Source organism: Streptomyces asoensis, from assembly GCF_013085465.1.
Classification (GTDB): Bacteria; Actinomycetota; Actinomycetes; order Streptomycetales; family Streptomycetaceae; genus Streptomyces; species Streptomyces cacaoi_A.
Genome location: NZ_CP049838.1, coordinates 1,670,308 through 1,694,078 on the forward strand (window position 1 = coordinate 1,670,308; position 23,771 = coordinate 1,694,078).

The following is a 23,771-nucleotide window of genomic DNA, read 5'->3' on the forward strand; positions in this document are numbered from 1 at the left end:
TGCTCCTTCCTGAGGTCGGCTGGTGGTCGTCGCTCACAGCGGATTCCACCCGTCGGAGCCCGCGAGGTACTTCTGCGGGGTGTAGTCGGCGGCTGCGGCGTCGCTGAGCTGCGGCCGGTTGCTGTTGACCGTCGCTCCGGCGCCCGTGTTCCTGTATTCGCTGAACCGCGCGTTCTGCCAGGAGTTGGACGACATGTCCGTCCACGGCTGGGCAGTGGCGAGGGTGGCGCTGAGCGACGACTCCCGGTAGAGCACCTGCGCGTCCGGGTACCAGGGACGGCCCAACTGGGTGGTGTTGTTGGTCGCGCCCGTGATGTTCGACCGGTAGAAGAGGAAGCCGTATCGCTTCGCGATGTCCGTGCTGGCCGCGGTGATCGGGCCGCCGGTCGTCCGTTTCTCGTAGATGTCGCAGTCGTTGAAGACGATCGTGCCGGCGCCGAAGATGAAGTCGACCGTGCCTTCCACATAGGAGTTCAGCACGTACGCCCGTGCCCCGGTGTTGACCAGGAAGGTGTCCTGGTCGCCCAGCAGCCGGACGTTGTTGAAGACAGCGCGGTCCGCATTCAGGTTCAGCGCCACCGCCTGTTGACCCGACGTGGTCGTGCTTTCGTCGAAGTCGTTCGAGACGGTGAGGTTGGTGGCCGTGAAGTCGTGCCCGTTGGCGAACATGGTGGCGCTGCCCGAGGTGCCGTAGCCGCCGGCGCTGTGGTTGTTGACGATCACGGTCGCCGAGGACGAGGAACCGAGCCCCCGCAGGGTGATGTAGGGCTTGTTGCTCGGGATCGTCACGATCTCGCGGTAGGTCCCGGGTGCGATGGTGATGACGACGGGCTGGGTGTTGCCCGAGGGCACCGCGTCCACGGCCGCTTGGACGGTCGTGTAGGTTCCCGACCCATCGGCGGCCACCGTCGGCTTGCTGCCGATCAGGGTGAAGGCCCACTGCTTGTTGGTGTTGGCGGTGCAGGTTTCCTGGATGACGGGGTTGCCGGCGGTGGTGCTCGCGTTGAGGTCGCTGACACAGAGACCGCTGCTGACGCTCACGATCTGGTAAGTGCCGGTGCCTGAAGGGCTGAAGCGCCAGAGTTGGTTGCTGCTTCCCACACAGGTGTACTGCTGGAGCTGGACTCCGCCGGCAGTGCTGGAGTCGGGGACGTCGAGGCACTTGCCGCTGCCCACGGACATCAACTCGTACGTGGAGGAGCCCCTGTCGATGACCGTCCACTGCTGGTTGGTCTGACTGCCGACGCAGTTCCACTGCTGCACAAGGGCTTTGTTGGCGGTGCTCATGCCGACGACGTCCAGGCACATACCACTCTTGGTGACAGCCAGGGTGTACGTTCCGCCGGCACCCGGAGTCGCGGCCTGCGCGGGCCCCGCGGAAGCACCCACCACCAGGATCGGCACCGCCAGAACGAACGCGATGGCCGATTGAACCCAGCGGCGTAATCGCGATGCGGCGTTCGGGCGTTCGGATGTCGTTCTACGCATGGTGTTCCTTCCTCGTGCGGTGCGCGTTCATGACCGCTGTCCCGTTTCTGTTGAGGACATGACATATCTGAGGCGAGAGGTGCGGAGGATCGAAGACTCAAACACTTCAGTGCTGCGGCGTCGCCTTGTCGGCTCGCGCGGTCGGCTCGCACTGTCTGCCGTCGCGCCGGAGATTGCGGGCCCCCTCCATTGCGCCCACGTTTCGTATATGACGTATGGAGTACGACGGCCATGAACGTAGGAGCCCTCCACACATTCGTCAATGCTTCTTACAAAATCGGCCGCTTGGTCAACTGGTCCTCGACACCCGGCTCGCGCAACAGCCGTTCGACGGCTCAGCGGGCCACCGCAAAGCGCCACCGGACGTCCGCGTCACCCCGGTGGGGCCTTCGCCATGTTCGACGGTCGGTGACGGACAGGGAGTAAACGCGTCGGCTCCCGAGTTGGCACACCTATTACCACGATGACCACGGGGTGGACCGCGGTCGACCGCACGGAGGGGACGGGAGCCGGTGAGCCTTCGTCAGTACGAGTACGCGCTGGCCATTGCCGAGGAGGGCTCGGTGACGGCGGCGGCGGAGCTGCTGCACGTCGCCCAGCCGTCGATGTCCCAGCAGATCCGCGGCCTGGAGCGGGAACTCGGCGTGCAACTCTTCGCCCGCACGCCGACCGGACTGGTGCCCACCGTGGTCGGCCGCGCGTTCCTGCGGGAGGCGGAGATCGCGGTCAGCGCGTCGCGGCGGGCGAGGGCGACGGCGCGGGCCGGTGCCGATGAGCTGGTGGGCGAGCTGGTCGTCGCGGTGCAGATGGGCTTCGGCACACGGCAGCTGCCGGGCGCGCTGGGCGCACTGCGTCGCCGCTTCCCGCGGCTGGAGGTCACCGTCTTCGAGGAGCCGAGCTCCGCCGAGCTGGAACGGCTGTGCCGCCGGGGCGTGTTGAACCTTGCCCTGATGGCGGCGTGCGAGCGCAGCCCCACCGACGCCCACCACCTCGGCGACGAGGAGTTCGTCGTGGTGCTGGGTGCCGGGCACCGGCTGCTCGCCGCGGACCGGGTCGAGCTGCGCGAGCTGGCGGGGGAGCCGTGGGTGAGGTTCGACCGCGACAGCGCGCTCGACGGCGTGCTGCTGAACGTGCTGCGGGACAACGATCTGGCCCCGACCACAGCCGCCCGCGTGTCCCAGACGGCGACGGCCGTCCGCTGGGCCGACCACGGGCTGGGGGTGACGCTCGTCCCGGCCTCCGCGGTGCCCCACGGTTACGAGCACCTCGCGCGCCCGGTGTTCCCGGTCATGGCCCAGCCCGTCATCGCCGTGGTCCGGCACGGCGCGGGCCCGGCGGAGACGGCCCTGCTCGACCTCCTGCGTCAGGAGACCTGGTCCGAGCCCGCTTCCTCCTCACCGGTGTCCTGACGGGCGAGAAGGAAGCGGGCGCCGCTTGATTCCTTGTGTCGAAACCGGCGGTTCCGGAATGCCGCCGGCGTCAACCCCTGGGGAATTCACCGCCGTCCACGACGAGATTGCTCCCGGTCAGCCAGCTCGCCCGGTCGGACACGAGGAACAGCACCGCGTGGGCGATGTCGTCGGGCTGACCATCGCGCCCCAGCGGCACGGTGGTGCCGTTCTGGCCCTGCGCCGGGTCCAGGCGCGCCCACTGCTCCCGCGTCAGTTCGCCGCCGGGGGTGGCGGTTCTGCCGGGAGTCACGGTGTTGACCCGGATTCCGGACGGGGCCAGCTCCAGGGCCAGTCCCCGGCTGTAGTTCTCCAGCGCCGCCTTCGCCGCCGTGTAGTGCAGGAACGGTGGTGGCGTGACGGGGACCGCGGCCGACGAGACGTGCACGATCACCCCTGAACGCCGTTCCCGCATCCCCGGTGTCAGCAGCGAGTCCAGCCGCACCGAGGCCAGGTAGTTCAGGTCCAGCTGGTCCTGCCACTCCTCGTCGGGGATGGCCGAGGTGCTCTCGTACGGTCGCGCCCCACCCGCGTTGTGGACCAGGATGTCCACCCCGCCGAGCGCCTCCTGCGCTGCCGCGGCGAGCGTCTCCGCTCCAGCCCGTGTCCGCACGTCGGCCTCCACGAAGGTGGCCCCCTCCGCCACCGTGCTCGTCGCCGACCTGGCGGTCGTGAGCACCTCGGCGCCCGCGTCCAGGAGTTGGCGGACGATGGCCGCTCCTATTCCGCGAGAACCACCTGTGACCAGGGCCCGCTTTCCCGCGAGTTCTCGCGTGCCCGAGCCGTTTTCGATCGTGGTCATGCCCTCGGTCCTCTCGATCGCGAATGCGTCCGCTCGACGGAAGAAGAATCGACGTGCGCAGAGCGCGAATCTTCGGAGAAATCGCGGTGGGCACCTCGTCGAGCTGGTTCAAAGTACGTTCGGGAAAGAACGAGAGGCAAAGACGAAATGACAGCAGGTGCCATAAGGAATTCCTATGGCACACTCCCGCAGGTCGATCCGGTGCCGCACGGGTCGGGTGGCCGACCGTCTGACCCCTGGCGCGGTCACTGCTGCGCGAAGTGCTTCTTGAGCCAGGTGAGCAAGGCCGCGAACGCAGGGGTCATGGCCGCGTCCGACTGCTCGAGGACCGTCACGCGGTCGCCGTCCTGCACTGTGATCGTGTAGCTCATCGCATCCCTGGCGCGGCCGGTCCCGTCCCCCTGGGGCATCGAGACGGCCGCCGCCAGCAGCTGGGCCAGTTCAGCCGCAGCGGTCTCGGGCAGGGCATCTGTGTCCAGCACCTCGGACGGGCGGCGGAGGTTGCTGGCTGCCGCCAGCCCGCCGTATGCCTCCAGAGTCACCGTCACCTGGTGCCCTTCAGCGCGGCCACGTCCTGGGCCAGCGCGGTGACCTTGTCGTTCAGTGCCCCGAGCTGCCTGGCGAGGGCCGCCCTGCCGTCCTCCCGGCCCGCGCCGCCGTTCCCGTTGACCGCAAAGCTCCGTACCCGGGCGACTCCGGTCGGGACGCCCGTGATCGGGACTTCCACCTCCTGCCACGCCGACAGCACGGCCGACTGCTCGGGGCTGCCGACGCCGAACAGTTCCCCGGCCTTCTGGAAGGTGGTGCCCGCGAAGTCCTGGAACTGGTCCTCGGCGCCGGACGCCTTGAGCGATTCGTACCAGATGTTTCCAGCAGCCTTCCATGCGAATCCGCCGATGCGCACGGCCGTCAGGAAGAACGCCTTGTTCGGAATTCCGGAGTTGAAGTGCACTCCGCCGGAATCCCCTCGTTTGGTGTCGGGCAGGTGGATGAATTTGCTCATACGGTCGGGCTGGGGATCCTTTCCGAACTTCGGATTGTTGTAAGCGTGCCCCGGGTCCTTCATCGACCGCAGGGCGTCGCCACCGATTCCCGGAGTCCACACGTCAGCCCCGATCAGCCAGTCCGCCTCCTCGGCGGTCTGTTTCAGCGACCACTGCTTGACCAGCGACCCGAAGACGTCCGACATCGACTCGTTCAGGGCTCCGGACTGATTGTGGTACTCGAATTCCGAGGTGTGATCGGTTATTCCGTGGGTCAACTCGTGGGAGATCACTTCGAGGGATCCGGTGAGGTTACTGAACTCCTTTCCGTCCCCGTCACCGAAAAGCATCTCGCGTCCGTCCCAGAATGCATTGTTGACTTGGAAGCCGAAGTGGACGTATCCGTCCAGGCGCATTCCGCGGCCGTCGATCGAATTTCGCTGGAACACCTCATTGTAGAAATCGCGCGTAAGGCCGAGTGCGTCGAACGCCTGGTTGACGGACGGGTCCGCGGACTCCGGGCCGTCCTCCGGCCTGGCCAGGACAGCGTTGGAGAGGAATTCCTCCTGCTCACAGTCGAAGACGGTGCGCCGGCCGTTTCCGGGGGCGGCCGCGCCGGCGGCGAAAGACGCTCGGACCGCTCGCTCACCCCGCAGGCGAGCAGTTACGAGCAGGGTGTCCAGGGCGGCTTCGCGCACCTCCCTGTCCTCGCTGTCCAGGAGCTTGTCGAGAATGTACGGGGGGATGATGCAGTTGATGGGGCGAGCCCTGCTCATGGGAAACCTCCTGAGCGAGAAGGCCGACGGCCGAGCATTCATCTCTTTTAATATGCAACATGGCCGGTTTAATATGCAACATGACCGGTCGCAGAAAAACGGCCAGCTGCCCGCCGGCGTGGCGGCAGCGGGAGAAGTGTCGACACCGACCATCCCCGTTTCCAGCGGCGCAGTCACGCTGATATCACCAGTCTCCTGCCGTCCGTGGTGACTGGCAAACGCAGGTCCAGGAACAAGAGCCGCGCACGAATTGCGTGAATGTCAGAAACGCGAACGGGCGCTGCCGGTGCCGCAGTGGCCATCAGCGTCGACGCCGGCGCCACGGTCAGCGTTCACCGCGCGATCCGCTGGTGTGGGCGAACCGACCCCCGGTGTTATTCAATGAGGTGTGCGGTGAGGGATCTCGGGGCCCCGTCGCACGGGTCCGAGTAACGACCCCGGCGCTGCGCCGGGGATTGCTGAGAGAGCCGCATGGACTCCACGCCCTCCTCCTCGCCCTCATCGCCGTTTGACCTGGTCAGCCGCGCACTGGGGCGCTACATCCCGCGCGGCGGATCGGCAGCGGCCACCGGTTCCGACAACGCGCGGGGCGACCGCACCACCGACCGACGCGTACCCGAGAACCCGGCAGCCGACCGTCACGATCAGATTCTCGGCGTGGTCAACCTGGACAGCGATCTGAGAATCGCCCGCTCCAATCTGGACGCCGCCGTTTTCGCGGGTCTGGACGCCGTGGCCGGGAGTCCATTCGCCGATCTCCTGCCTCCCGGGGACGTACCGACGGTCACCCGGCGGTTGCGGCAGGTCCTGGAGATCGGTGAGGCACACGTCGCCCGCATCCAGCGCCTGCGGCGCGGCGACGGGTCGGAGCTGGTCGTCTCGATGAGCATCCTGCCCGCCGCTGCGCCTCAGGAAGGCTTGACCGTCTCCCTGATCGCCATGGCCAGAAGGCTGCACCTGTACGCCGCCGAGACCGCGATCGGCACCTCGCTGGACATCGGCGAGACGGCGCAGTCGCTGGCGGAGTCCCTGCTGGCCTGGGGGGACGTGGCCGCCGTCGACCTCGACTTCGCCGTGTGGACGGGCGAGGGAGTCACCGAGCGGGCGCAGGGGCGTATCCGGCTACGGCGGGCAGCCCTGGTGCCGGACCGGGTGTGGCCCGAGGGTTACGTGACTCCGGGCGACGATCTTCCGAGCGACGCGAGCCGCCTGCTGGCGCAGGCGGTACGGCGGGACGATGCCCCGCAGGCCATCGTCATACCCGACCGGGAGGCGGTCGAGCGGCTGCTCGGCAGTCCGCGAGCGATCCGTGCCCTGGTGCCCGGTGACCGGTCGGCGAGTGTGGCGTGCATACCGCTGGTCCTGGACGGCGTGCCGCCCGTCGTGCTGGGCGTGGCGGAGGTCTGGCGGCGGGCGGACCTCCCCTTCCGCGACAGCGAGTTGTTCGACCTCCAGGAACTGGTCGCCAGGACCGCCCATCATGTCGACCTGGCCCGCCAACACCAGCGCGAGCACACTCAGGTGCTGGCCTTGCAGCGCCGGCTGCTGCCCCGGACAGGCGGCCACACCCTTGAGATCGCCAGCGTCTACCAGCCCGCCACCCCCGACAGCGCGGGCGTCGGTGGCGACTGGGTGAACAGCTTTCCGCTGCCGGACGGCCGTACCGCGCTGGTCGTCGGTGACGTCGTCGGGCACGGCCTGGGAGCCGCGGCAACCATGGGCCAGCTGAGCATGGAGGCCCGCGCACTGCTGTCCGCGGGGCTGGCGCCCGACGAGGTGCTGGAGCACCTGGACGAGACCGTGACGCTGCTGGACGACGCGGAGTCCGGGCTGGCGGCCGGCTACAGCGCCCTCGGCTCCACCTGCTGCATCGCCCTCTACGACCCGGTCGGCCACCACGTGGCGCTCTCCAGCGCCGGCCACCTTCCCCCGGTCCTGGTGCTTCCGAACGGCCGCGCGGGCCCGCTCGCGGTCAGCCCTCACCCCGGCCTGGGCGCCGAGTTCGCGCTGCGGGAGCCGTTCGAGGTGTACACGTTCGGCGCGCCCCCGGGCTCCCTGCTCGCCCTCTACACCGACGGCCTGGTGGAGGATCCGGCCCTGTCGATCGACGAGGGGATCAGCAGGCTGGCGGATGTCCTGTCCGCGGTGCACCCCTGGGACGCCCTTCAGCAGGCCGCACGGCACGTCGTCTCCGTGCTGGCGCCCGTGCGCCAGCGCGACGACGTGACCCTGCTGCTCGTGCGCATGATCGGCTACCGCAAGGGGGACACCGCGACCTGGCGGCTGCCCGCCCGCGACGACGCGCCCGCCCGTGCCCGCGCGCACGTCTCCGCGCTGCTGCGGCAGTGGGACACCAGGGGCGACACCCAGGACGACGTATCGCTGCTGGTCAGCGAGCTGGTCACGAACGCGGTGCGCTTTGCCACCGGCCCCATCACGATACGACTGATCAGGGCCGGTCACGGCCTGCTGTGCGAGGTGGGCGACACCGGCAACGGCAGGCCACGTCTGAGCCGAGGCGGCCTCCTCGACGACGGCGGGCGTGGCCTGCGCATCGTGCACAGGCTCACCACCCGATGGGGGGTGCGGTGGACGGACACCGGCAAGGTGATCTGGGCGGAAGTCGCAAGGTGACGCGGCCGCCGGGCGGGGTCCGGACGCGCGCGCCGGTGATCAGCGCGGGCGCGCGGCCGGCGTACGCGAGTGCGGCGAGCGTAGGGGCGGCGTGCGCGTCATCCGGCGCCGCCGACGGTACGGACGGCGCCCTCAGCGGTACCGGTGGCGTGACCGGTGATGCGGGGGCCCGTCTGCCCGTACCGGTGGCGTGACCGGTGATGCGGCGGCCCGTCTGCCCGTACCGGGGGCGTGACCGGTGATGCGGCGGCCCGTCTGCCCGTACCGGTGGCGTGACCGGTGATGCGGGCGGCCCGTCTGCCCGTGCGGGTGGCGGGGGCTCGCGCTACAGCCACTCCCCTTCCAGGGCGGTGGCGGTGAGGCCCGGTGCCGCCGCGTACAGGACGGCGCGACTGCCCGACTTCTGCCCGGCGTCGTGCGCCCGCCTCAGGATGTCGAACACGGCGGCGCCTCCGCGGTTGCCGCTGGTGTAGCTGTCCCGGCTGTAGTCCAGCAGCCCCGACGGCCACGCGTCGGGCATCGTCTGCTCCATGTACTCCAGCACCCGGGTCCCGCCGGGGTGCGCGAGCAGCACGTCGGGGTGCCAGGAGTCGGGGTCGTCCTGGTAGCGGAGGCGCAGCCACTCCCACATCGCGGTGACCGTCTCCTGTACGGCGCGCGGCCCACGCCGGTCCATCACGAAGTGGGTGCCGTCCGCCCGTGTATCCAGGCGGTGCAGGTCCTGGGTGCCGGGGAGGGTGTGGTGCCAGGCGGCGTCCAGCCGCAGCACCGACTCGTGCCTCTGGCGGCCCGTGACCACCACGGCGACCGCGGTGTCCGCGAACAGCAACCGGACGATCAGGGACTCGATGGTGTCGTCCGCGGGCTGGTAGGTCGTGCTCAGCGCCTCCGCGATCACGACCAGGACCACCCGTTCGGGGTCCGCGGCCACGAGATCCGCCGCGAGGGCCAGGGAGCGGGTCCCCGCGACACAGGCCCACTGGGTGGCCGGCAGCAGCATCACGTCGTTGCGGAGCTGAAGCTTGTTGGCCAGGGCGATGTCCAGACCGGGCAGCGCCGGGGTGGTGGAGTGACTGGTGATCAGGCAGTCGATGTCCGCGACGTCCAGCCCGGCGATCTGTAGGGCCCCGCGCGCCGCGCGCTCCCCGTAGGACTGCACGGCCTCCCAGGCCGGCGCGGTGCGCTCCTGGACGGTCTGCGGCGCCGGTATCGCCTCGAGGGCGGCGATCACGCGGTCCACGTCCTGCTCGGTGAACCCGCCACGTGCCAGCGCCTTTTGGGCGGGCGCGACGCCGACAGACCGCAGGCCGCCGCCGTTGCCGGGCGCGACGGCGGTCTCCAGCGGCAGCATCCATCCGCGGGTCTCGATGCCCGTACTGGCCGCGATGCCGTCGATCCGCGGCGCCCACGCCGCGTCCGGGTGCCGGTCGCGCACCTCCGCCACGATCTGGCTGGTCTCCACGGCGTGCTCACCGTGTATCACGGCAGGGGGGCAGAGGTAAGCGGCCATGATGGGCACCTTTCCGGGGGAACAAGGGGGAACGTCACGAGGGCTGCGGCATGGGCCACTTTGGAACTTCACGCCCATGCCGATGGGCTCCGCTTCGGGAGTCGCCGGCCCTGTCGAGCATGGACGCCAAATGGACATTTCCGCTGTGACCCAGACAACTTGGGCGACCCTTGGGGGCGTGATACGGCACACACCGCTGAAACGGGGGGTGTTCAGGCCGGTTCCACCGGTCTTACCTGACTCACCGTCACCCAGGTTGCGACCTGCTCGCGACGTGAGGTGTTCGCCGACGCGCTCCGGCTCAAGGAGCGGTGGTGTCGGAACCGCTCGCGGCACCGCTGCCGGACGGCCCGGACGTCGCCGAGGCCCAGGGACTGGAGCTGGGACTGGGACTGTGACTCGGGCTGGGACCAGACCCGGTGTCCGGCGCCGCGCTCGCGTTCGGCGAGGCGGAGCTGTCCGACTGCGGCGCCGTGCCGTCGGACGCACCTGGGGTGGGTGTCCAGCTGTCGGCGGGACCAGGGGTACCGGCCGAGCCACCGCCCACCGAGGTTCCCCTGCCCGGCTCGTTCTTGACGACGGCCGCCACCGGCTTGCCCATGATCAGCTCCACCGCGGTCACCGTGACCATCGCCAGGGCGAACACCAGGCCCGTCGCCAGGCCGTACTTCTTCCAGGCGATGGCCCTCCGGACGGAGCCACCCCGATACGTGGTGACCGACTCACCTTCGGAGGGCGTGCAGGGCCGTACCCCGTCGACAACCGAAGCGTCGGCCGGTGATCCGAACGCCGCCCGGGCGTCCGCGCGGTGTTCAGCCCGCTCCTCGCCCGGCGTCCTCGGCACTCCTACCGGCGGCACCCGACTACGGATCCCCTCGCCCGTCCGTCGGAAAGCATGCGAGAAGACCGCGGCCCCGGTGGTCGCGCTGGCACTGACCACGGCGGCGCCGATGATCGTCCCGGTCACCCCCAGCAGGGACGCCAGTACCGCGCCCACCACCGTCGCGAGCGCGCTCGCCACCACCTGCACAGCAGTCAGGTCGAGCACCTTGCGCTGAGGCGCCCGTCCCTCTTCTTCTCTGCGATTCTCCATCGATATCCCTTGATAGTTCCGGAGCCCGACATCTCGCCGGCCACTGTGTGACGGCCGGAGTGGTGCCGCCCACGGTGGGGCTGACGCGAGCTCGACGGAGGCCCGTCCGCCGGGCGCAGGAGCACGGGAGGCTCCTTCGACTGTGCGGACGGTTCAACGGGACGACTGCCCGGCTGACGGTGATTCACCTGCGATCGCCGACCCCGACCGGTGTCCGGTCAGCCGCACCGGCACTCAGGTCACCACGATCCAGCGCGGTGCGCAGCGACCGGGTCGGTGGCCTGGGGGATGACCTCGAAGGACTCGCCCGGTGCTGTGACCGCATGGGTTCGCCGGTTCGGTGGTCGTGGCGGTTGGATGTGTGGTGACGTCCGATCCGACCGCTGGAGGCGTGTCGGCAGAGCCCGTTCGGGTGTGCCGACTGACCGGTCAGGAGGGGCAGCGGCAGCAGATCGTGCGCCGGAGCAGCACCAGCACGCCCAGTTGGTCCAGGCCGACGAGGACACGGTCCGCGACGTGATCCACCGGTGCAACGAGATCGGCCTGGCCTGCCTGGCCCCTCAGCGGGCGGGAGGCCTTCCCCGCCAACTCAGCTCTGCCAATGAGGACTTCGTCGCCCGCACGGCCGCCACTCGCCCAGCCAGGATCGGCCGGCGAAACCGCAGCCTGACAGCCTGTTTCCGAGCCTCCGGCCGGTGGTCATTCGATCCCGAGGGGGCCGATGCCCAGATCCTCACGCATGCGGCGGCGCATCTCGGCCATGGCCGTGCGGCGCTGTTGGATGAAGGCCGTGTCCTCGGCGGAGCCGACGGCCACCCCGCGGGCATAGGCGTCGCGCATCCGACGCAGGCTGTGAAACGCATCGTTCCCGGCCGCAACAACGAGCGGCGGACCCACGAGCCAGAGCCGCTCGCTTGCCGTGTGCAATCCGGTCCCACGGAAGGCTTCGCGCACCGCCGCATCACGCGCTGACTCGGACATGTGATCGCCCAGGGCGACAGCCCGTATCTCCTCCCCCGCGTCTTTGAGGGCGGAGGCGTACTCGGTGTACACGGCGCGTCGCACTTCCAGAGCGTGTCGTGCTTCCTCGCGCCGCCACCTGTTCCGATCGGCGATCAAGGTGGCGGCGATGCCGATAGCGGCACCTGTCAGCGTGGAGAGCAGAGGCATCCAGTCCATGCGCCGCATGCTGTCCCAACCACCGCAGCCACACCAGCGGCTCTCACTCTCCGGCACAGGGAACCACGCAGGGCCTTGCGGTCGACGGGCGATGTCCGCGCTGGTCGGCAATGCGCTGCCGCGCCCTACGCCCGGCTCATATCTCCTCCGGGCTGCCCGTCAGGACGACGCGGCCCGTGATGGACTGAGGGTTGATCAGGAGGTTGCAGATCGGGCACTTGCGCTCGACCGTCTCGTGCAGCTCGCGGATGCGCTCCCTGTCGGCCGGTGAGGTGACGTGCACGGTGTAGCTGATGTTGTGCGGGTGGATCGGCACCTCCTCGAAGCCCGGCCGGCCGGCTCGCGGGTCCTGGTCGGCCTGGACCTCGACCTCCAGGGAGTCCAGCGGGATCCGCAGGTCGGCGGCCTGGATGAGGAAGATGTGGGTGAGGCAGCTGGACAGCACGCCGAGCTGGATCTCCGGGGAGGCGGGCCCGAGGTCGTAGCCGGCGAAGTCGAGCGGGGAGTCGCTGATGATCTGGTGCCGGCGGATACGGATGCGCCGTACGCCGCTGCGTTCCTCGGCCGTGGTACGGGCCCGCAACCGGTTCGGTTCGGTGGGCGGGGCGGTGCGCTGCGCCTCCCGCTTCGCGAGCAGGGCGGCTCGCTTGACCTCCAGGTACTCGCGCAGCCCCGGCTGCGGGTCGGGGGCGGTGTCGAGCGGCAGCGCCATCTTCCGCGCGGCGCCGGCGCGGTCCTCGCCTTCGAACTGCGGGACGGGGTCGAGGCCGGCAAGCGGTTCGTCGACGGCGTCGAGCTGTTCAGCCATCTCGCCAACATCGGCGACGCATCCAGCTCCATGCCATCCGCGACGACCCGCACTGGCGTGGCGGCGACTACCACGACACGGGCCGGGGTCCGGACGCGGGACTCGGCCTGGCCCGCCGCGTCGCCCACGTCACCTACCGCAGCGAGCCGGAGCTACAAGTCCGCTTCGGTCGCGCGCCCCAGGGTACGGAGGACCCCTGGAACGGCGGCCGGTACCAGGTCGAGTCCCATCTCGACCACCACGCCGCCAAGCTGGCGCGCCGCTTCGACGCGGGCAGCTATGTCGTGCTGGCGGACGCCATGAACACGCACGACATCGGCCGCGGTCGCGGTGGTACGCGCGCCGCGCTGCGCCGCGTGACCGCCAGGACGCTGGTCGCCGGAGTGAGCTCGGACCGCCTGTATCCCCTAGGCCAGCAGGCGGAGTTGGCCGAGGGGATCCACGCAGCGGACCACCTTCGGGTGATCGAATCCCCCTACGGCCACGACGGCTTCCTCATCGAAGTGGAGCAGGTCGCCGCGCTCGTACGCGAACTCGTCGGCCAGCGGCGGCCGTTCGGGCCGCTCAGGTTCTTCGGAGCGCGCCGATCCCGCTGCGGTGCAACAGCCTTGCCTCTGACGCGTACGTCAGGGGTTAGCGTCTGCGCGCCGACAGCCGGACCGGTCCGGCTGTCACAGTCCGCGCGCCCACCTTCGAACCCGTTCAGGAGCCCCGACATGGCCGCTGTCCTGCCCGCGACGACCCGCGAGATCCTGCTGTCCGAGCTACCCGGCGGGCTGCCGGGACCCGAGCACTTCACGTTCACGCGGAAGCCGGTGCCCGTCCCCGGTCCGGGACAGGTCGTCGTCCGGAACCGGTACTTCCTCGTCTTCCCCGGCCTGCGCACGCTGATCGGCGGCCAGGCCGACGGCGTACCGCTGCCTCGCATCCACGTCGGTGACGCGCTGTTCGGTCCCGCGGTCGGTGAGGTCGTCGCGGCCGGGCCCGGCGGTCCGTTGCGCCCGGGGGACACGGTCACGCATCTGCTCGGGTGGCGCGAGCACGCGCTGGTGGCGGCGGCCGACTGCGCTCCGCTGGGCGATGTGCTGCCCGACCCGGTGGCCCATCTGTCCTCCGGGTCGGCTGCCTACGGAGCACTGACCCGGCTCGCCGAAGTCCGCCCCGGCGACACCGTGTTCGTCACGGGCGCGGCGGGAGCCGTGGGCACGCTGGCGGGCCCCGTCGCGCGGCTGCTGGGCGCGGGGCGGGTCATCGGCAGCACCCGGTCGGCGGACAAGGCCGAGCGGCTGCGGGCCGAACTGGGCTACGACGCGGTCGTGGTCCCGGGACCTCGGCCGATCGACGAGCAACTGGCCGCGGCGGCGCCGGACGGCATCGACGTGCTGCTGGACAACGTCGGCGGCGACCAGTTGGCCGCGGCTGTGCGCGCCGGGCGCCGGGGTGCCCGCTTCGCATTGGTCGGCGCGCTGTCGGGACAGTTGTCGCCGCGCCGGGACGGTTGCAGCGCACCCGCGGAGATCGACACCTTCCGGCTCGTCAACCAAGGCATCTCGCTGCACGGTTACAGCGGCATGGACCATCCCGAGGTGGCGGAGGAATGGACCAAGCGTTTCGGGGACTGGCTGCGCTCCGGGGAGATCGTCTTCCCGCAGGTACGGATCCCGGGCATGGATGACGCGCCCCGGGCGTTGCAGGAACTGTTCGAGGGGCGGCACTTCGGGACGGTCGTCGTGGAGTTGCCGCCGACGTGAGGCGTCGTCGCGCGCGGTCGCGGCGACCGGGACCGAGGCGCGAGGTCGGGGACATGCGGATCGGAGATGCGGCGGCAGCCGCGGGGACCACCCCACGGGCACTGCGGTTCTACGAGGAACGGGGCCTGCTGCCACCACCGCGGCGCACGGCCACCGGGCAACGTGAGTACGGGCCGGACGAGGTGGCGAGAGTCCGTGTCGTCCGTGAGCTGCTGGCGCTCGGGCTCACCGTCGAGGACCTGCGCAGTTTCGCCGACCGGATCGGCCTGCTGGTGGAGAATCCCCGACGGCGATGCGGGCCTCCGGACTCCGGCGGGCCCGACTCCGACCGGCCCGGCGCCGGGGTGGTCGACCGCAGGATCGCAGCCCTCGACGCCGAGATCGACCGGCTGAGCCGACTGCGGGCCGGCCTGGCCCTGCGCACATACGAACGCCCCTGACGATCCGTCACGCGAGGTGCACAGCTCACCGGGATAGATGACGCCGGATACGGTTCCCTCCGCCACACCGCGGTGGCGGGGGCACGACGGTCACGTCGTGCCCCCGCCCCTCTCCCGCCCCTCCCCCGGTCCGCCCGGGCTCCCCGGACTACAGCGTGGTGACGTCGGTCCGGCGCCGGTCGGGTTTGAAGGGCAGCGCGGTCACCGTCGCCCTGACCTCCCGCTGCGCGGTCCCCGGCCTGCCCCACAGGACCACCACCTCGGTACCCGGAGAGGCGTGGGCCCGGTCGATCACGACGAGGGAGATCGTCGACCGCAGGTTGACACTCACGGTCCGGCCCGTGGACACCCCCGCCCGGCGTCCGCCGACGAGCACCTGGTCGAAGGCGGGGCCGCGGCCACGCGGCAGCTCCATCGGGTCCGGGAGGTCGCCCTCGCCGAGGGGCGCGGTCAGGATGCCGGAGACGTCCTCGGCGTTCCAGCGCAGGCCCGTGAGCGTCCGCTGCGGCTCCCCCTTCGCGGCCTCGGCGACCAGCGCGTCGCGCCCCAGGAACTCGCGGTCGGGAACGCCGCCCCGGAAACCCCAGCCGAGCTCGCCCGGCTTGCGGAAGTAGTCCGTGACGCCGTTCTCCGGGACGAAGCTGCCGCCGGGCTCTCCCCTCCTGAACTGCCGGGGCGCACCCGGCGTGAGGATGGACGCGGGGAGGTAGTCGAGGCCGTTCGTGGCGATGCCCGCCTCGATGTGCTGCACCGGCTGGGAGCGCAGCCCCAGTTCGCGGATCCCCAGCGGGCGACCGCTCGCCACGACGGCCGACCAGATCGCGTTGGCGTGAGCGGTGGAGCCGTGCAGTTCGTAGCCGAGCTCGCCCGAGATACCCGTACGCAGGACCCGCACCGGGACCCCGTCGACGCGTGCCGCGCGGCTGCGGCCGAAGCCGATGTCGCGCAGACTCTCGCCCGTGAGCCTCTCCAGCGTGTCCAGGGCCGCCGGACCCTGGACCCCGAAGATGAAGAGGTCGGGGCTGACGTCCTCGGCCTCCGCGTCCCAACTGCCCTGGCCCAGCTGCCACAGCAGCCAGTCCGCGCTGCCGGCCGTGTAGAGGAACTCCTCCTCCCCCAGACGGCACACGATCCCCTCGGACGCCACCCAGCCGTTCCCGTCGAGCTGGACGTGGTGCTTGATCTGGCCGAGCTCGAAGCGGGACAGGTTCCGCATGCCGAGCCAGGCGAGGAAGGCCAGGGCCTCCCGTCCCCTGACGACGACCTTGTGCAGCGACGACCAGTCGCCCACATAGCAGGACGTGACGTGCGCACGGCACTCCTCGACCCAGCCCGTGTACTCGAGCGGCAGCAGCGTCTGGGCGAAGGCCCCGAAGGAGGCCAGGTGGTTGCTCTCGTCCTGGGCCGCGGCGGCGGGGCTGAAGTAGGCCGGCCGCTGCGTGACGAAAGGGGCGTCCTTCAGTCGCAACACCGCTTCGTACGTGCTCCGCTGAACCTCGACTGCGTCCACAGGATCCTCCGGCTCATGAAGGCAGCTGCTAAATCGTTTAAGCGGGACCGTAACAGACGGTTTCACCGACGGCGACGCGCTGAAGGCTCCGCACGCCGCATCCATTGCTGACGCGACGCGGGACGGACGCGGCCGCTCCCGGCGACGGCGCCGACCCGTCACGGCTCGACGGCGGTCACACGGACGCGCGGTCCACGATCCGACCGCGCACCGGTGCCAGGCCCTCCGTGTCGACACCGAGGGCGTCCCTCGCGGCGATCCGTCCGAGGATCTCGGCGTCGATGTGCACGGTGGTGAGCGCGGGCGTGGTCAGGGAGCCGTACTCGGTGTCGTCGAAACCGATCACGGCCACGTCCTCGGGCACCCGTAGCCCGAGGTCACGCAGGGCCGTGAGGCTGCGCAGCGCGATGTCGTCGTCGAAGGCGGCCAGGGCGGTCACCTCCGCGTGCGCCGCCAGGAACGCCTCGACGGCGGCCGCGCCGGCCTCCCGCGGCCGCGGCACGACGAAACACTCCAGGGGCGCGAGTCCCCGTCGCCGGGCGGCCTCGCGGGCGAAGCCGAGCCGGGCCTCCGTCAGCGGGAACTCGTGGTCGGGCAGGGCCATCGCGATCCGGGTGTGCCCGCGTTCGGCGAGGAAGTCGATCTGGAGTGCGGCGTTGGCGGCGAAGCCGCTCTCCCAGTCCTGCTCGTCCGGCTCGTCCGACGTGTGTCCGCGCATGTAGACCTCGCCGAGCCTGAGCACCGCCCGCGGCACGATGGCGTCGAGGATCTTCTGCGTGGCCTCGGGCGCCGCGTGTCCGTGCCGGACGAGGAGGACGTGGTCGTGCTCGGCCAGTTCCTCGTCCAGCCCCCGGACGTAACTCCGGGAGAAGTTGCCCTCGATGCCCCGGTCGACGTTCAGCACGACGATGCGCGAGGACCCCTCGCGCAGGGCGCGGGCGATGCCGTGCGGGACGTACCCCAACTCGTGGGCGGCCTCCGTGACCCGCTCCCGGGTGGCCGCGGAGATCGTCTGCCGTGGGTCGTCGTTCAGCACGAAGCTCACCGTCGCCCGTGACACACCCGATGCCTTGGCGACGTCGCTCAGCGTCACCCGACCGGAACGGCCCACGTCGACCCACTCCCTCTCAGCCGGACCACGCGCCCCTGACGAGTGGTGTCACCCTGCGGCGTCCCACCTGCGTCCCACGTACAGAACGATTAAGTGCCGGGGCGCCAGCCTACGCGACGAGATGGCGGCTAGGCCGCGACGATCTCGCGTTCGGCGCCCCATCGGGCGGCACGCAGCGTGTTGACCATGAGCATGGCGATGGTCATGGGTCCCACGCCGCCGGGAACGGGGGTGATCCGGTCGGCGATCCCGTCGAGTTCGGCGGAGCGGACGTCGCCGGCCAGACCGTGCGGCGTGCGGTGGATCCCCACGTCGATGACGACGGCACCGGGCGCCACGTGTTCGGAGCCGACGAGCCCGCGGACGCCGGTGGCGACCACGACGATGTCGGCGGCCCGGGTGACGGCCGGGAGGTCGGTGGTGTGTTCGTGCGCGATCGACACGGTCGCGCCGCGCCGCAGCAGCAGTTGGGCCAGCGGCCGTCCGACCAGTGCGCCCCAGCCGACCACGGCGACGCGGGCGCCCTTGAGCGCGATGCCCTCGGCGTCGAGGAGTTCGATGACGCCGCTGGGTGTGCAGGGACGCAGTCCACGTTCCCCGCGGGCGAGCAGACCGGCGCTGGCGGTGGTGAGGCCGTCGACGTCCTTGGTGACGGGGATGCGGTCGATCAGGGTGGCGGCGTCCAGCTGCCGGGGCAGCGGGAGTTGCAGCAGGATGCCGGAGACCCGCGGGTCGGCCGCGAGCTCGTCGATCACCGCGGCCACGTCCTCCTGAGTGGCCTGTCCAGGCAGCTTCCGGTGGAAGTCGCGCATGCCGGCCTCCCGCACGGCGCGTCGCTTGGCGGCGACGTACACGGCGCTCGCCGGATCGTCGCCGACGAGAACGGTCGCCAGTCCGGGAACCGTTCCCGCCTCCGCGGCCGCGGCGACCTCCTCGGCGACCCGGGCACGGATCCGCCGGGCGATCCGGCTGCCGTCGATCGTGGTGGTCATGGTGGCGAACCGCCTTCTCGTGGGGGGCCGGACGGGCCCGCCGGGGGTATGGCACACGACCAGCGGGCGTGCGGTGCGCAGTGTGTGGTGCGCCGTCAGGCGAAGACGATGGTGTGGTTGCCGTCGCGGATCACGCGGTCCTCGGCATGCCACAGGACGGCGCGGGAGAGCACCGCGCGTTCCACGTCGGCGCCACGGCGGGTGAGGTCGCCGGCGGTGTGGGCGTGGGTGACGCGGACGACGTCCTGCTCGATGATCGGGCCCTCGTCGAGGTTCTCGGTGACGTAGTGGGCGGTGGCGCCGACCAGTTTCACGCCGCGTTCCTTGGCCTTGGCATACGGTCCGGCGCCGATGAAGGCGGGCAGGAAGGAGTGGTGGATGTTGATGATCGGGACGCCGACCCGGTCGATGAAGTCCGCCGACAGGATCTGCATGTAGCGGGCCAGGACGACGAAGTCGACGTTGCCCTGGAGCAGCCGGAGGTGTTCCGCCTCCGCGGCGGACTTGTCCGACCCCTGGCAGGGGACGTGGAAGAAGGGGACGCCGAAACTCCGCACCTCCTCGGCCACATCGGGATGGTTGGAGATCACCATGGCGACGGTGACGGGGAGTTGGCCCTGCCGGTGGCGCCAGAGCAGGTCGAGCAGGCAGTGGTCGGACTTCGAGGCGAAGATCGCGACCCGCTTGGGCACGGAGAGGTCGCGGAGCGTGTAGCGGAGCCCGAACTCGTCCACCAGGGACCGGTCCAGGTCGGCCCGCAGGGCGGGCAGCGCGGCCCGGAGGCCGTCGAGGCCGAACACGGTGCGCTGGAAGAAGGCGCCGCCCTGCGGATTGTCCGAGTACTGGTCGAGGGAGACGATGTTCGCGCCGTGGCCGCTGAGGACGGAGGTCACGGCGGCGACGATGCCGGTGGCGTCGGCGCCCTGCACGATGAGCGAGGCCTGCGGGGCCGGCGGCCCGCTCTTGGCGGCGCGGGCCGGGGCGTCCTGGGTGAGGGTCATGCCAGGCTGTCCTTCCGGAAGCGGGCGGCCCAGTCGGAGGTGGCCTTGATCCCGCCGAACGTATAGAAGTGGATTTTCAACTCGCCGTGGCGGGCGGGGTCGTGGGCCGCCGCGAGAGCACGCAGGAAACGGTCCGGTCCCGCCGTACCCATGAGGTTGGTCAGGGAGAAGCCGTACTTCTTGACGACGGAGGCGCTGGTGCCGACGCCGAAGCGGGCCGCGTACGCCATGAGCCGACGCACTCCGGCGGGACCGGGCACGCCGATCCTGATCGGCAGAGCGACACCCCGGCTGCGGACCTCCTCCACCCAGGCGAGCACCGGGTCGACGTCGAAGCCGAACTGGGTGATGACGCCGGCCTCCAGCGGCTGGGCGGCGAGTGCCGCGTGCTTGTCGCGCAGCGCGGACCACAGGGCGGTGCCGTCGATCGCGGGGTGGCCCTCGGGGTAGCCGGCGATGCCGACGTGACGGACGCCGTACTCCCGCAGCAGCCCCGTGTCGATCAGGGACAGCGCGTCCGCGTAGGGACCCTCCGGGTGTGCCGGGTCCCCGCCGACGAGGAACACGTTGTCGGAGGTGCCGTCCGCGCGCAGTCCGGCCAGGAACCGCTCGAAGTCGTCGCGGGATCCGAGCCGACGGGCGGATATGTGCGGTACGGGCACGAAGCCGAGCCGCTTGACCGCCCGGGCCGCGTCCAGCCGCAGTCGGAGGTCCTCGTTGCCGAGGAAGGTGACGTTGATCCGGGTGCCCTGGGGAATGCTGTCGCGGGCCTCCTCCAGCTTGGGGACGTCCTTCCCGGTCATCTCCAGGGAGAAGTCGTCCAGCAGCGAGGTGCCGACCGCTGTGCGTACCGTGCTCGCGGGTTGCATCGTCTTGACGTCTCTCGTTTCGCTTCTCGGTCGACCCGCGTCAGCGGTTGTGGCGGTACAGGGTGCGTGCGTGCTCGTTGAACGGGGACGGCTGGACGGTGGCGCGGATGCGGGGGAAGCCGAGGTCGGCCCCGGGGTCGGTGCCGGCACCGGGGTGCTCGCCCCAGACGACCGTCACCTCGGTGCCCGTCGCGGTGTGTTCGGGGTCGATGAGGGCCTGCGTGAGGACCGTGCCCACCGGGTCGATCGACGCGCTCTGCATCGTCACGCCGACCGGACCGGCCGCGCCCTCCACCCGGTGACGGGCGTAGGTGAGGACGAAGCCCGGGTCCTCGCCGCCTCCGATGACGGAGCGGACGTCGTCCGGGTCCAGGACGAGGGTGACCTTGGTGCGCAGCGGCTCGTCCTTCGCCTTCAGCAGGGCGTCCCGGCCCACGAAGTCGTGGTTGAAGGAGATCATCTTCCCGTAGCCGAGCTCGTACGGGGACACGTAGTAGTCCTCGATGTCCTCCGAGTAGTAGCTGCCGTTCAGCGGGCGCTTGCCCTCGATACCGAACAGAGGCAGGTACCGGCGGTATTCCAGCAGGTCCGGGTCGGTGTAGATACCGGGCACCGGCGAGGGGATCCAGCCGCTCTCCACGCTCGGGGTGGCGTACGCGAGGGCGCCGACCTGGACCAGGCCGAGCGGCTCGCCGACCTTGAGGAACGCCTCGTGGACGTATGCGGCGTGCTCCCAGGGGCCGATGAACTCGAAACCGGCCTGACCGGCCATGCCGTGGCGCAGGGCGCGCAGGGGGCGGCCGTCGAGGGTGACCGCGCTGGAGTGGAAGAACTTCGTCTCCGGCAGCGGCCCGCCGAAGGCCCGCTCCACGAGTTCCGTCGCCAGCGGACCCTGGATCTGGTAGCGGAACAGCTTCGGGTCACCGCCGCCGGGCCGGAAGGCGGAGGACGGGTCGGTGGCGAAACCGACGTCGTACCCGCCCTTCTCGGCGTGGTACTGCACCCAGTGCTGCGCGGCCGGGATCCCGCTGAGCAGGTACTTGTTCTCGCCCTCGCGGGCCAGGATGCCGTCGGTCACGATGTGGCCGTGCCGGGTGACCGGCACGTACTGCTTGGCCTGCCCGATCGCGAACTTCTCGAAGTTGTTGACGCCGTGGTCGGCCAGCACCCGGGTGGCGTCCGGGCCCTCGATCCACATGTCGTACATGTGGTGCGAGAGGTTGAGGAGCGCCACGCCCTGATGCCAGGCGGTCTGCTCCTGACGCCAGCCGGCGTACTCGCGGTCCACGACCTCGGGGAGCCACGGCTCCGCGTTCGGCTGCCACAGCAGCCTGATCGGGGATCCGGCCTGCTCGATGGCGTTCTGGAGGGAGGGGGTGGTCATGTGCGGCTCCTTTGCCGAGGGTTCGTCCCGTCGCGCATCCCGTCGCGCTAAATCGATTTAGTAAAGGACAGAAGTGAACCACCCGAGGTCCGACCACTGACGGAGCTCCACTAAAACGATCTAGTGCAAACTACCAAAGCGAATCCGTCCGCACGAGGTACGCACGCGGAATCTATGCCTGCGCTCCGTGTGCTGGACGATCTTCGGTAAGCCGTCCTTGGCGGTGTGCTCCATGAGGTCGGGGCGTCTCACGGCGTCGCTCCACGCAGGGCGTCGGAGACGGACTTCACGCCGCCGTGCGCGGTGAGGCCGCCGTCGACGGGGATCTCCGCGCCGGTGATGAAGGAGGCCTCGTCGGACAGCAGGAACACCACGAGCGGGGCCACCTCGTGCGCGGTGCCGGTGCGGCCGAGCGGTGTCTCGCGGACGTTCGCGTCACGGAAGGCGGGCGCCGCGGAGGCGGTCATCTCGGTCTCGATGAAACCGGGGTGGATCGTGTTCACGCGGATGCCGCGCGGGCCGAGTTCCGTCGCGGCGCTCTTCGACAGGCCGCGCAGGGCCCATTTGCTCGCCGTGTAGGCGACCGGGTAGTGGCCGGTGAGGGCGGCGGAGGAGCCGACGTTGACGATCGAGGAACCCGGCGGCATCAGCGGGCTCAGGTGCTGGATGCCGAGCAGCGGGCCGGTGACGTTGACGGCGTGGACGCGGGCGAAGTCCTCGGGCCGTACGTCACCGAGGCGGGCGCGCCAGGTGATGCCCGCGTTGTTGACCAGGCCGTGGACCTCGCCGTACGACTCCCGCAGGGCTGAGGCCAGTTCGGCCCAGTCGTCACCGCTGGTGACGTCGAGGCGTCGGCACTCGCCCGTCGGCCGGGCGTCGGTGGCGATGACCCGGGCGCCCTCGCGGACCAGGGCCGCGGCCTCCGCCGCGCCCTGGCCGCGGGCCGCGCCGGTGACGACCACGACCTTGCCCAGGAGCCTCCCCCGGTGCGGATCGGTCACGGCCGCTCCCGGGTACGGCGGCGGGCGGCGGGGAGCGGCACCGGATCGACGCCTGCCACCACCGTGTTGGAGACCGTGCCGATGCCCTCCACGGTGAGGGTGACCGTGTCACCGGGCTTCAGCGGCGGCGGTGACTGCTTTGCGCGCACTCCCCACAGCTCCGCCAGACAGCCGCCGTTGCCGCAGGTGCCCGAGCCGAGCACGTCGCCGGGGCGGACGACGGTGCCCCGTGAGGCGTAGGCGGCCATTTCCTCGAAGGTCCAGCTCATGTTGGACAGCAGGTCCTCGCCGATGACCTCTCCGTTCACCGAGGCGGTCAGCGCCAGGCGCAGGAAGCCGTCGGCGTCCCGGTACGGTTCCAGCTCGTCCGCGGTGACCAGGTACGGCCCGAGGGTGGCGGCCGTGTCCTTGCCCTTGCACGGGCCGAGGCGGACCTGCATCTCGCGGGACTGGAGGTCCCGGGCCGACCAGTCGTTGAAGACCGTGTAGCCGATGATGTGGTCCCGTGCCCGTTCGGGGGTGAGGTCCCGTCCCTCGCGGCCGATGACCGCCGCGACCTCCAGCTCGAAGTCGAGCAGGCCGCTGCCCGGCGGCACCGGCACGTCGTCGTGGGCGCCGATGACCGCGTACGGGTTGGTGAAGTAGAAGGTCGGGGCGTCGTACCAGGCTTCCGGTACCCCGCCGGCCCCGTCCACGGACCGTCGTACCCCTTCGACGTGTTCCTCGAAGGTGACGAAGTCCCGCACGGTGGGCGGCTCCAGCGGTGGCAGCAGCCGCACCTCGGACACCTGGGGGCCCGCCGGAACGCCGAGGGTGGCGGCGCCGACGCCGAGCAGCGCGTCGAGGCCGTCGCCGGACCGGATCAGCTCCGTCAGCGAGCGCGCGCCGGGCACCGGGCGGAGGGTGCCGTCCTCGTCGACGACGGCGACCCGGCGCCGGTGCTGGTGTTCGTAGGTGGCGAAACGCATGGACGGCTCCAGGCTCCGGGGAA

Annotated in this window: 20 protein-coding genes and 3 pseudogenes; 7 read left to right on the forward strand and 16 right to left on the reverse strand. The window is 70.6% G+C overall.

The genetic code is table 11. From position 1 onward, the window contains the following. Positions 1 to 33: 33 nt before the first annotated feature. Positions 34 to 1,404, reverse strand: a complete 1,371-nt coding sequence (locus G9272_RS07335) for a pectinesterase family protein (protein WP_216377811.1) — start codon at positions 1,402 to 1,404, stop codon at positions 34 to 36. 596 nt (positions 1,405 to 2,000) lie between these two features. Here G9272_RS07335 and G9272_RS07340 point away from each other — a divergent pair. Beyond that, the gene (locus G9272_RS07340; protein ID WP_171395781.1) at positions 2,001 to 2,897 is read left to right on the forward strand and encodes a LysR family transcriptional regulator; all 897 of its coding nucleotides are present in this window, start codon (positions 2,001 to 2,003) and stop codon (positions 2,895 to 2,897) included. 70 nt (positions 2,898 to 2,967) lie between these two features. Here the strand turns inward: G9272_RS07340 and G9272_RS07345 are convergent, their stop codons facing one another. From G9272_RS07345 to G9272_RS07355, 3 genes are all read right to left on the reverse strand, one after another. Continuing rightward, positions 2,968 to 3,738 (reverse strand): SDR family oxidoreductase, encoded by a 771-nt coding sequence (locus G9272_RS07345; RefSeq protein WP_171395782.1) that lies wholly within the window; start codon positions 3,736 to 3,738, stop codon positions 2,968 to 2,970. A 245-nt stretch (positions 3,739 to 3,983) separates the two neighbouring features. Next, on the reverse strand, positions 3,984 to 4,286 hold the full coding sequence (locus tag G9272_RS07350) for a protealysin inhibitor emfourin (RefSeq protein ID WP_171395783.1): 303 nt from the start codon (positions 4,284 to 4,286) through the stop codon (positions 3,984 to 3,986). Then, positions 4,283 to 5,497, reverse strand: a complete 1,215-nt coding sequence (locus G9272_RS07355; protein ID WP_171395784.1) for a M4 family metallopeptidase — start codon at positions 5,495 to 5,497, stop codon at positions 4,283 to 4,285. The genes G9272_RS07350 and G9272_RS07355 overlap by 4 nt, the downstream gene beginning before the upstream one ends. Positions 5,498 to 5,968: 471 nt before the next feature. On the opposite strand from G9272_RS07355, the gene G9272_RS07360 reads away from it, so the two are divergent. After that, a complete protein-coding gene (locus G9272_RS07360; protein WP_171395785.1) occupies positions 5,969 to 8,131 on the forward strand; it encodes an ATP-binding SpoIIE family protein phosphatase in 2,163 nt (720 codons plus the stop codon). A gap of 325 nt (positions 8,132 to 8,456) precedes the next feature. Here the strand turns inward: G9272_RS07360 and G9272_RS07365 are convergent, their stop codons facing one another. Together G9272_RS07365 and G9272_RS07370 are read right to left on the reverse strand one after the other, a co-directional pair. Then, positions 8,457 to 9,641 carry a type III polyketide synthase gene (locus tag G9272_RS07365; RefSeq protein ID WP_171395786.1) on the reverse strand — a complete coding sequence of 395 codons (1,185 nt, stop codon included), beginning with the start codon at positions 9,639 to 9,641 and terminating at the stop codon, positions 8,457 to 8,459. 301 nt (positions 9,642 to 9,942) lie between these two features. Next, complete coding sequence (locus G9272_RS07370) at positions 9,943 to 10,734, reverse strand: hypothetical protein (RefSeq protein ID WP_171395787.1); 792 nt, start codon at positions 10,732 to 10,734, stop codon at positions 9,943 to 9,945. Between the two features lie 391 nt (positions 10,735 to 11,125). Here G9272_RS07370 and G9272_RS45185 point away from each other — a divergent pair. Beyond that, a pseudogene (locus G9272_RS45185) lies at positions 11,126 to 11,388 on the forward strand (IS630 family transposase); the annotation flags it as partial. A gap of 45 nt (positions 11,389 to 11,433) precedes the next feature. On the opposite strand, the gene G9272_RS07375 reads toward G9272_RS45185, so the two are convergent. Both G9272_RS07375 and G9272_RS45190 read right to left on the reverse strand, forming a co-directional pair. After that, the gene (locus G9272_RS07375; protein ID WP_253267748.1) at positions 11,434 to 11,913 is read right to left on the reverse strand and encodes a hypothetical protein; all 480 of its coding nucleotides are present in this window, start codon (positions 11,911 to 11,913) and stop codon (positions 11,434 to 11,436) included. Positions 11,914 to 12,049: 136 nt separating this feature from the next. Continuing rightward, positions 12,050 to 12,625, reverse strand: a complete 576-nt coding sequence (locus G9272_RS45190) for an OsmC family protein (RefSeq protein WP_253268182.1) — start codon at positions 12,623 to 12,625, stop codon at positions 12,050 to 12,052. On the opposite strand from G9272_RS45190, the pseudogene G9272_RS45195 reads away from it, so the two are divergent. The 4 genes and pseudogenes from G9272_RS45195 to G9272_RS07400 form a co-directional block, all read left to right on the forward strand. After that, positions 12,617 to 12,814, forward strand: a pseudogene (locus G9272_RS45195) (O-acetyl-L-homoserine sulfhydrolase); the annotation flags it as partial. The gene G9272_RS45190 and the pseudogene G9272_RS45195 overlap by 9 nt on opposite strands. Continuing rightward, positions 12,742 to 13,263 (forward strand): annotated as a pseudogene (locus tag G9272_RS07390) (homoserine O-acetyltransferase); the annotation flags it as partial. The pseudogenes G9272_RS45195 and G9272_RS07390, both read left to right, overlap by 73 nt. A gap of 174 nt (positions 13,264 to 13,437) precedes the next feature. Further along, the gene (locus G9272_RS07395; protein WP_171395790.1) at positions 13,438 to 14,472 is read left to right on the forward strand and encodes an MDR family NADP-dependent oxidoreductase; all 1,035 of its coding nucleotides are present in this window, start codon (positions 13,438 to 13,440) and stop codon (positions 14,470 to 14,472) included. 53 nt (positions 14,473 to 14,525) lie between these two features. Further along, complete coding sequence (locus G9272_RS07400; RefSeq protein ID WP_171395791.1) at positions 14,526 to 14,912, forward strand: MerR family transcriptional regulator; 387 nt, start codon at positions 14,526 to 14,528, stop codon at positions 14,910 to 14,912. A gap of 148 nt (positions 14,913 to 15,060) precedes the next feature. On the opposite strand, the gene G9272_RS07405 is transcribed toward G9272_RS07400, so the two are convergent. The 8 genes from G9272_RS07405 to G9272_RS07440 form a co-directional block, all read right to left on the reverse strand. After that, positions 15,061 to 16,422, reverse strand: coding sequence for an aminomethyl transferase family protein (locus tag G9272_RS07405; protein ID WP_253267749.1), 1,362 nt, complete (start codon positions 16,420 to 16,422; stop codon positions 15,061 to 15,063). 175 nt (positions 16,423 to 16,597) lie between these two features. Continuing rightward, a complete protein-coding gene (locus tag G9272_RS07410) occupies positions 16,598 to 17,533 on the reverse strand; it encodes a LacI family DNA-binding transcriptional regulator (RefSeq protein ID WP_171395793.1) in 936 nt (311 codons plus the stop codon). A gap of 128 nt (positions 17,534 to 17,661) precedes the next feature. Next, the gene (locus tag G9272_RS07415) at positions 17,662 to 18,525 is read right to left on the reverse strand and encodes a bifunctional 5,10-methylenetetrahydrofolate dehydrogenase/5,10-methenyltetrahydrofolate cyclohydrolase (protein WP_171395794.1); all 864 of its coding nucleotides are present in this window, start codon (positions 18,523 to 18,525) and stop codon (positions 17,662 to 17,664) included. 95 nt (positions 18,526 to 18,620) lie between these two features. After that, complete coding sequence (gene purU / locus G9272_RS07420) at positions 18,621 to 19,526, reverse strand: formyltetrahydrofolate deformylase (RefSeq protein ID WP_171395795.1); 906 nt, start codon at positions 19,524 to 19,526, stop codon at positions 18,621 to 18,623. Beyond that, the gene (locus G9272_RS07425) at positions 19,523 to 20,395 is read right to left on the reverse strand and encodes a methylenetetrahydrofolate reductase (protein ID WP_171395796.1); all 873 of its coding nucleotides are present in this window, start codon (positions 20,393 to 20,395) and stop codon (positions 19,523 to 19,525) included. Before G9272_RS07425 ends, purU begins: the two co-directional genes overlap by 4 nt. A gap of 40 nt (positions 20,396 to 20,435) precedes the next feature. Then, entirely contained in the window at positions 20,436 to 21,779 is a 1,344-nt protein-coding gene (locus G9272_RS07430; protein WP_171395797.1) for an aminomethyl transferase family protein, read from the reverse strand. A 248-nt stretch (positions 21,780 to 22,027) separates the two neighbouring features. Beyond that, complete coding sequence (locus G9272_RS07435; protein WP_171395798.1) at positions 22,028 to 22,780, reverse strand: SDR family NAD(P)-dependent oxidoreductase; 753 nt, start codon at positions 22,778 to 22,780, stop codon at positions 22,028 to 22,030. Continuing rightward, a complete protein-coding gene (locus tag G9272_RS07440; protein WP_171395799.1) occupies positions 22,777 to 23,748 on the reverse strand; it encodes a fumarylacetoacetate hydrolase family protein in 972 nt (323 codons plus the stop codon). The genes G9272_RS07435 and G9272_RS07440 overlap by 4 nt, the downstream gene beginning before the upstream one ends. Positions 23,749 to 23,771: the final 23 nt, after the last annotated feature.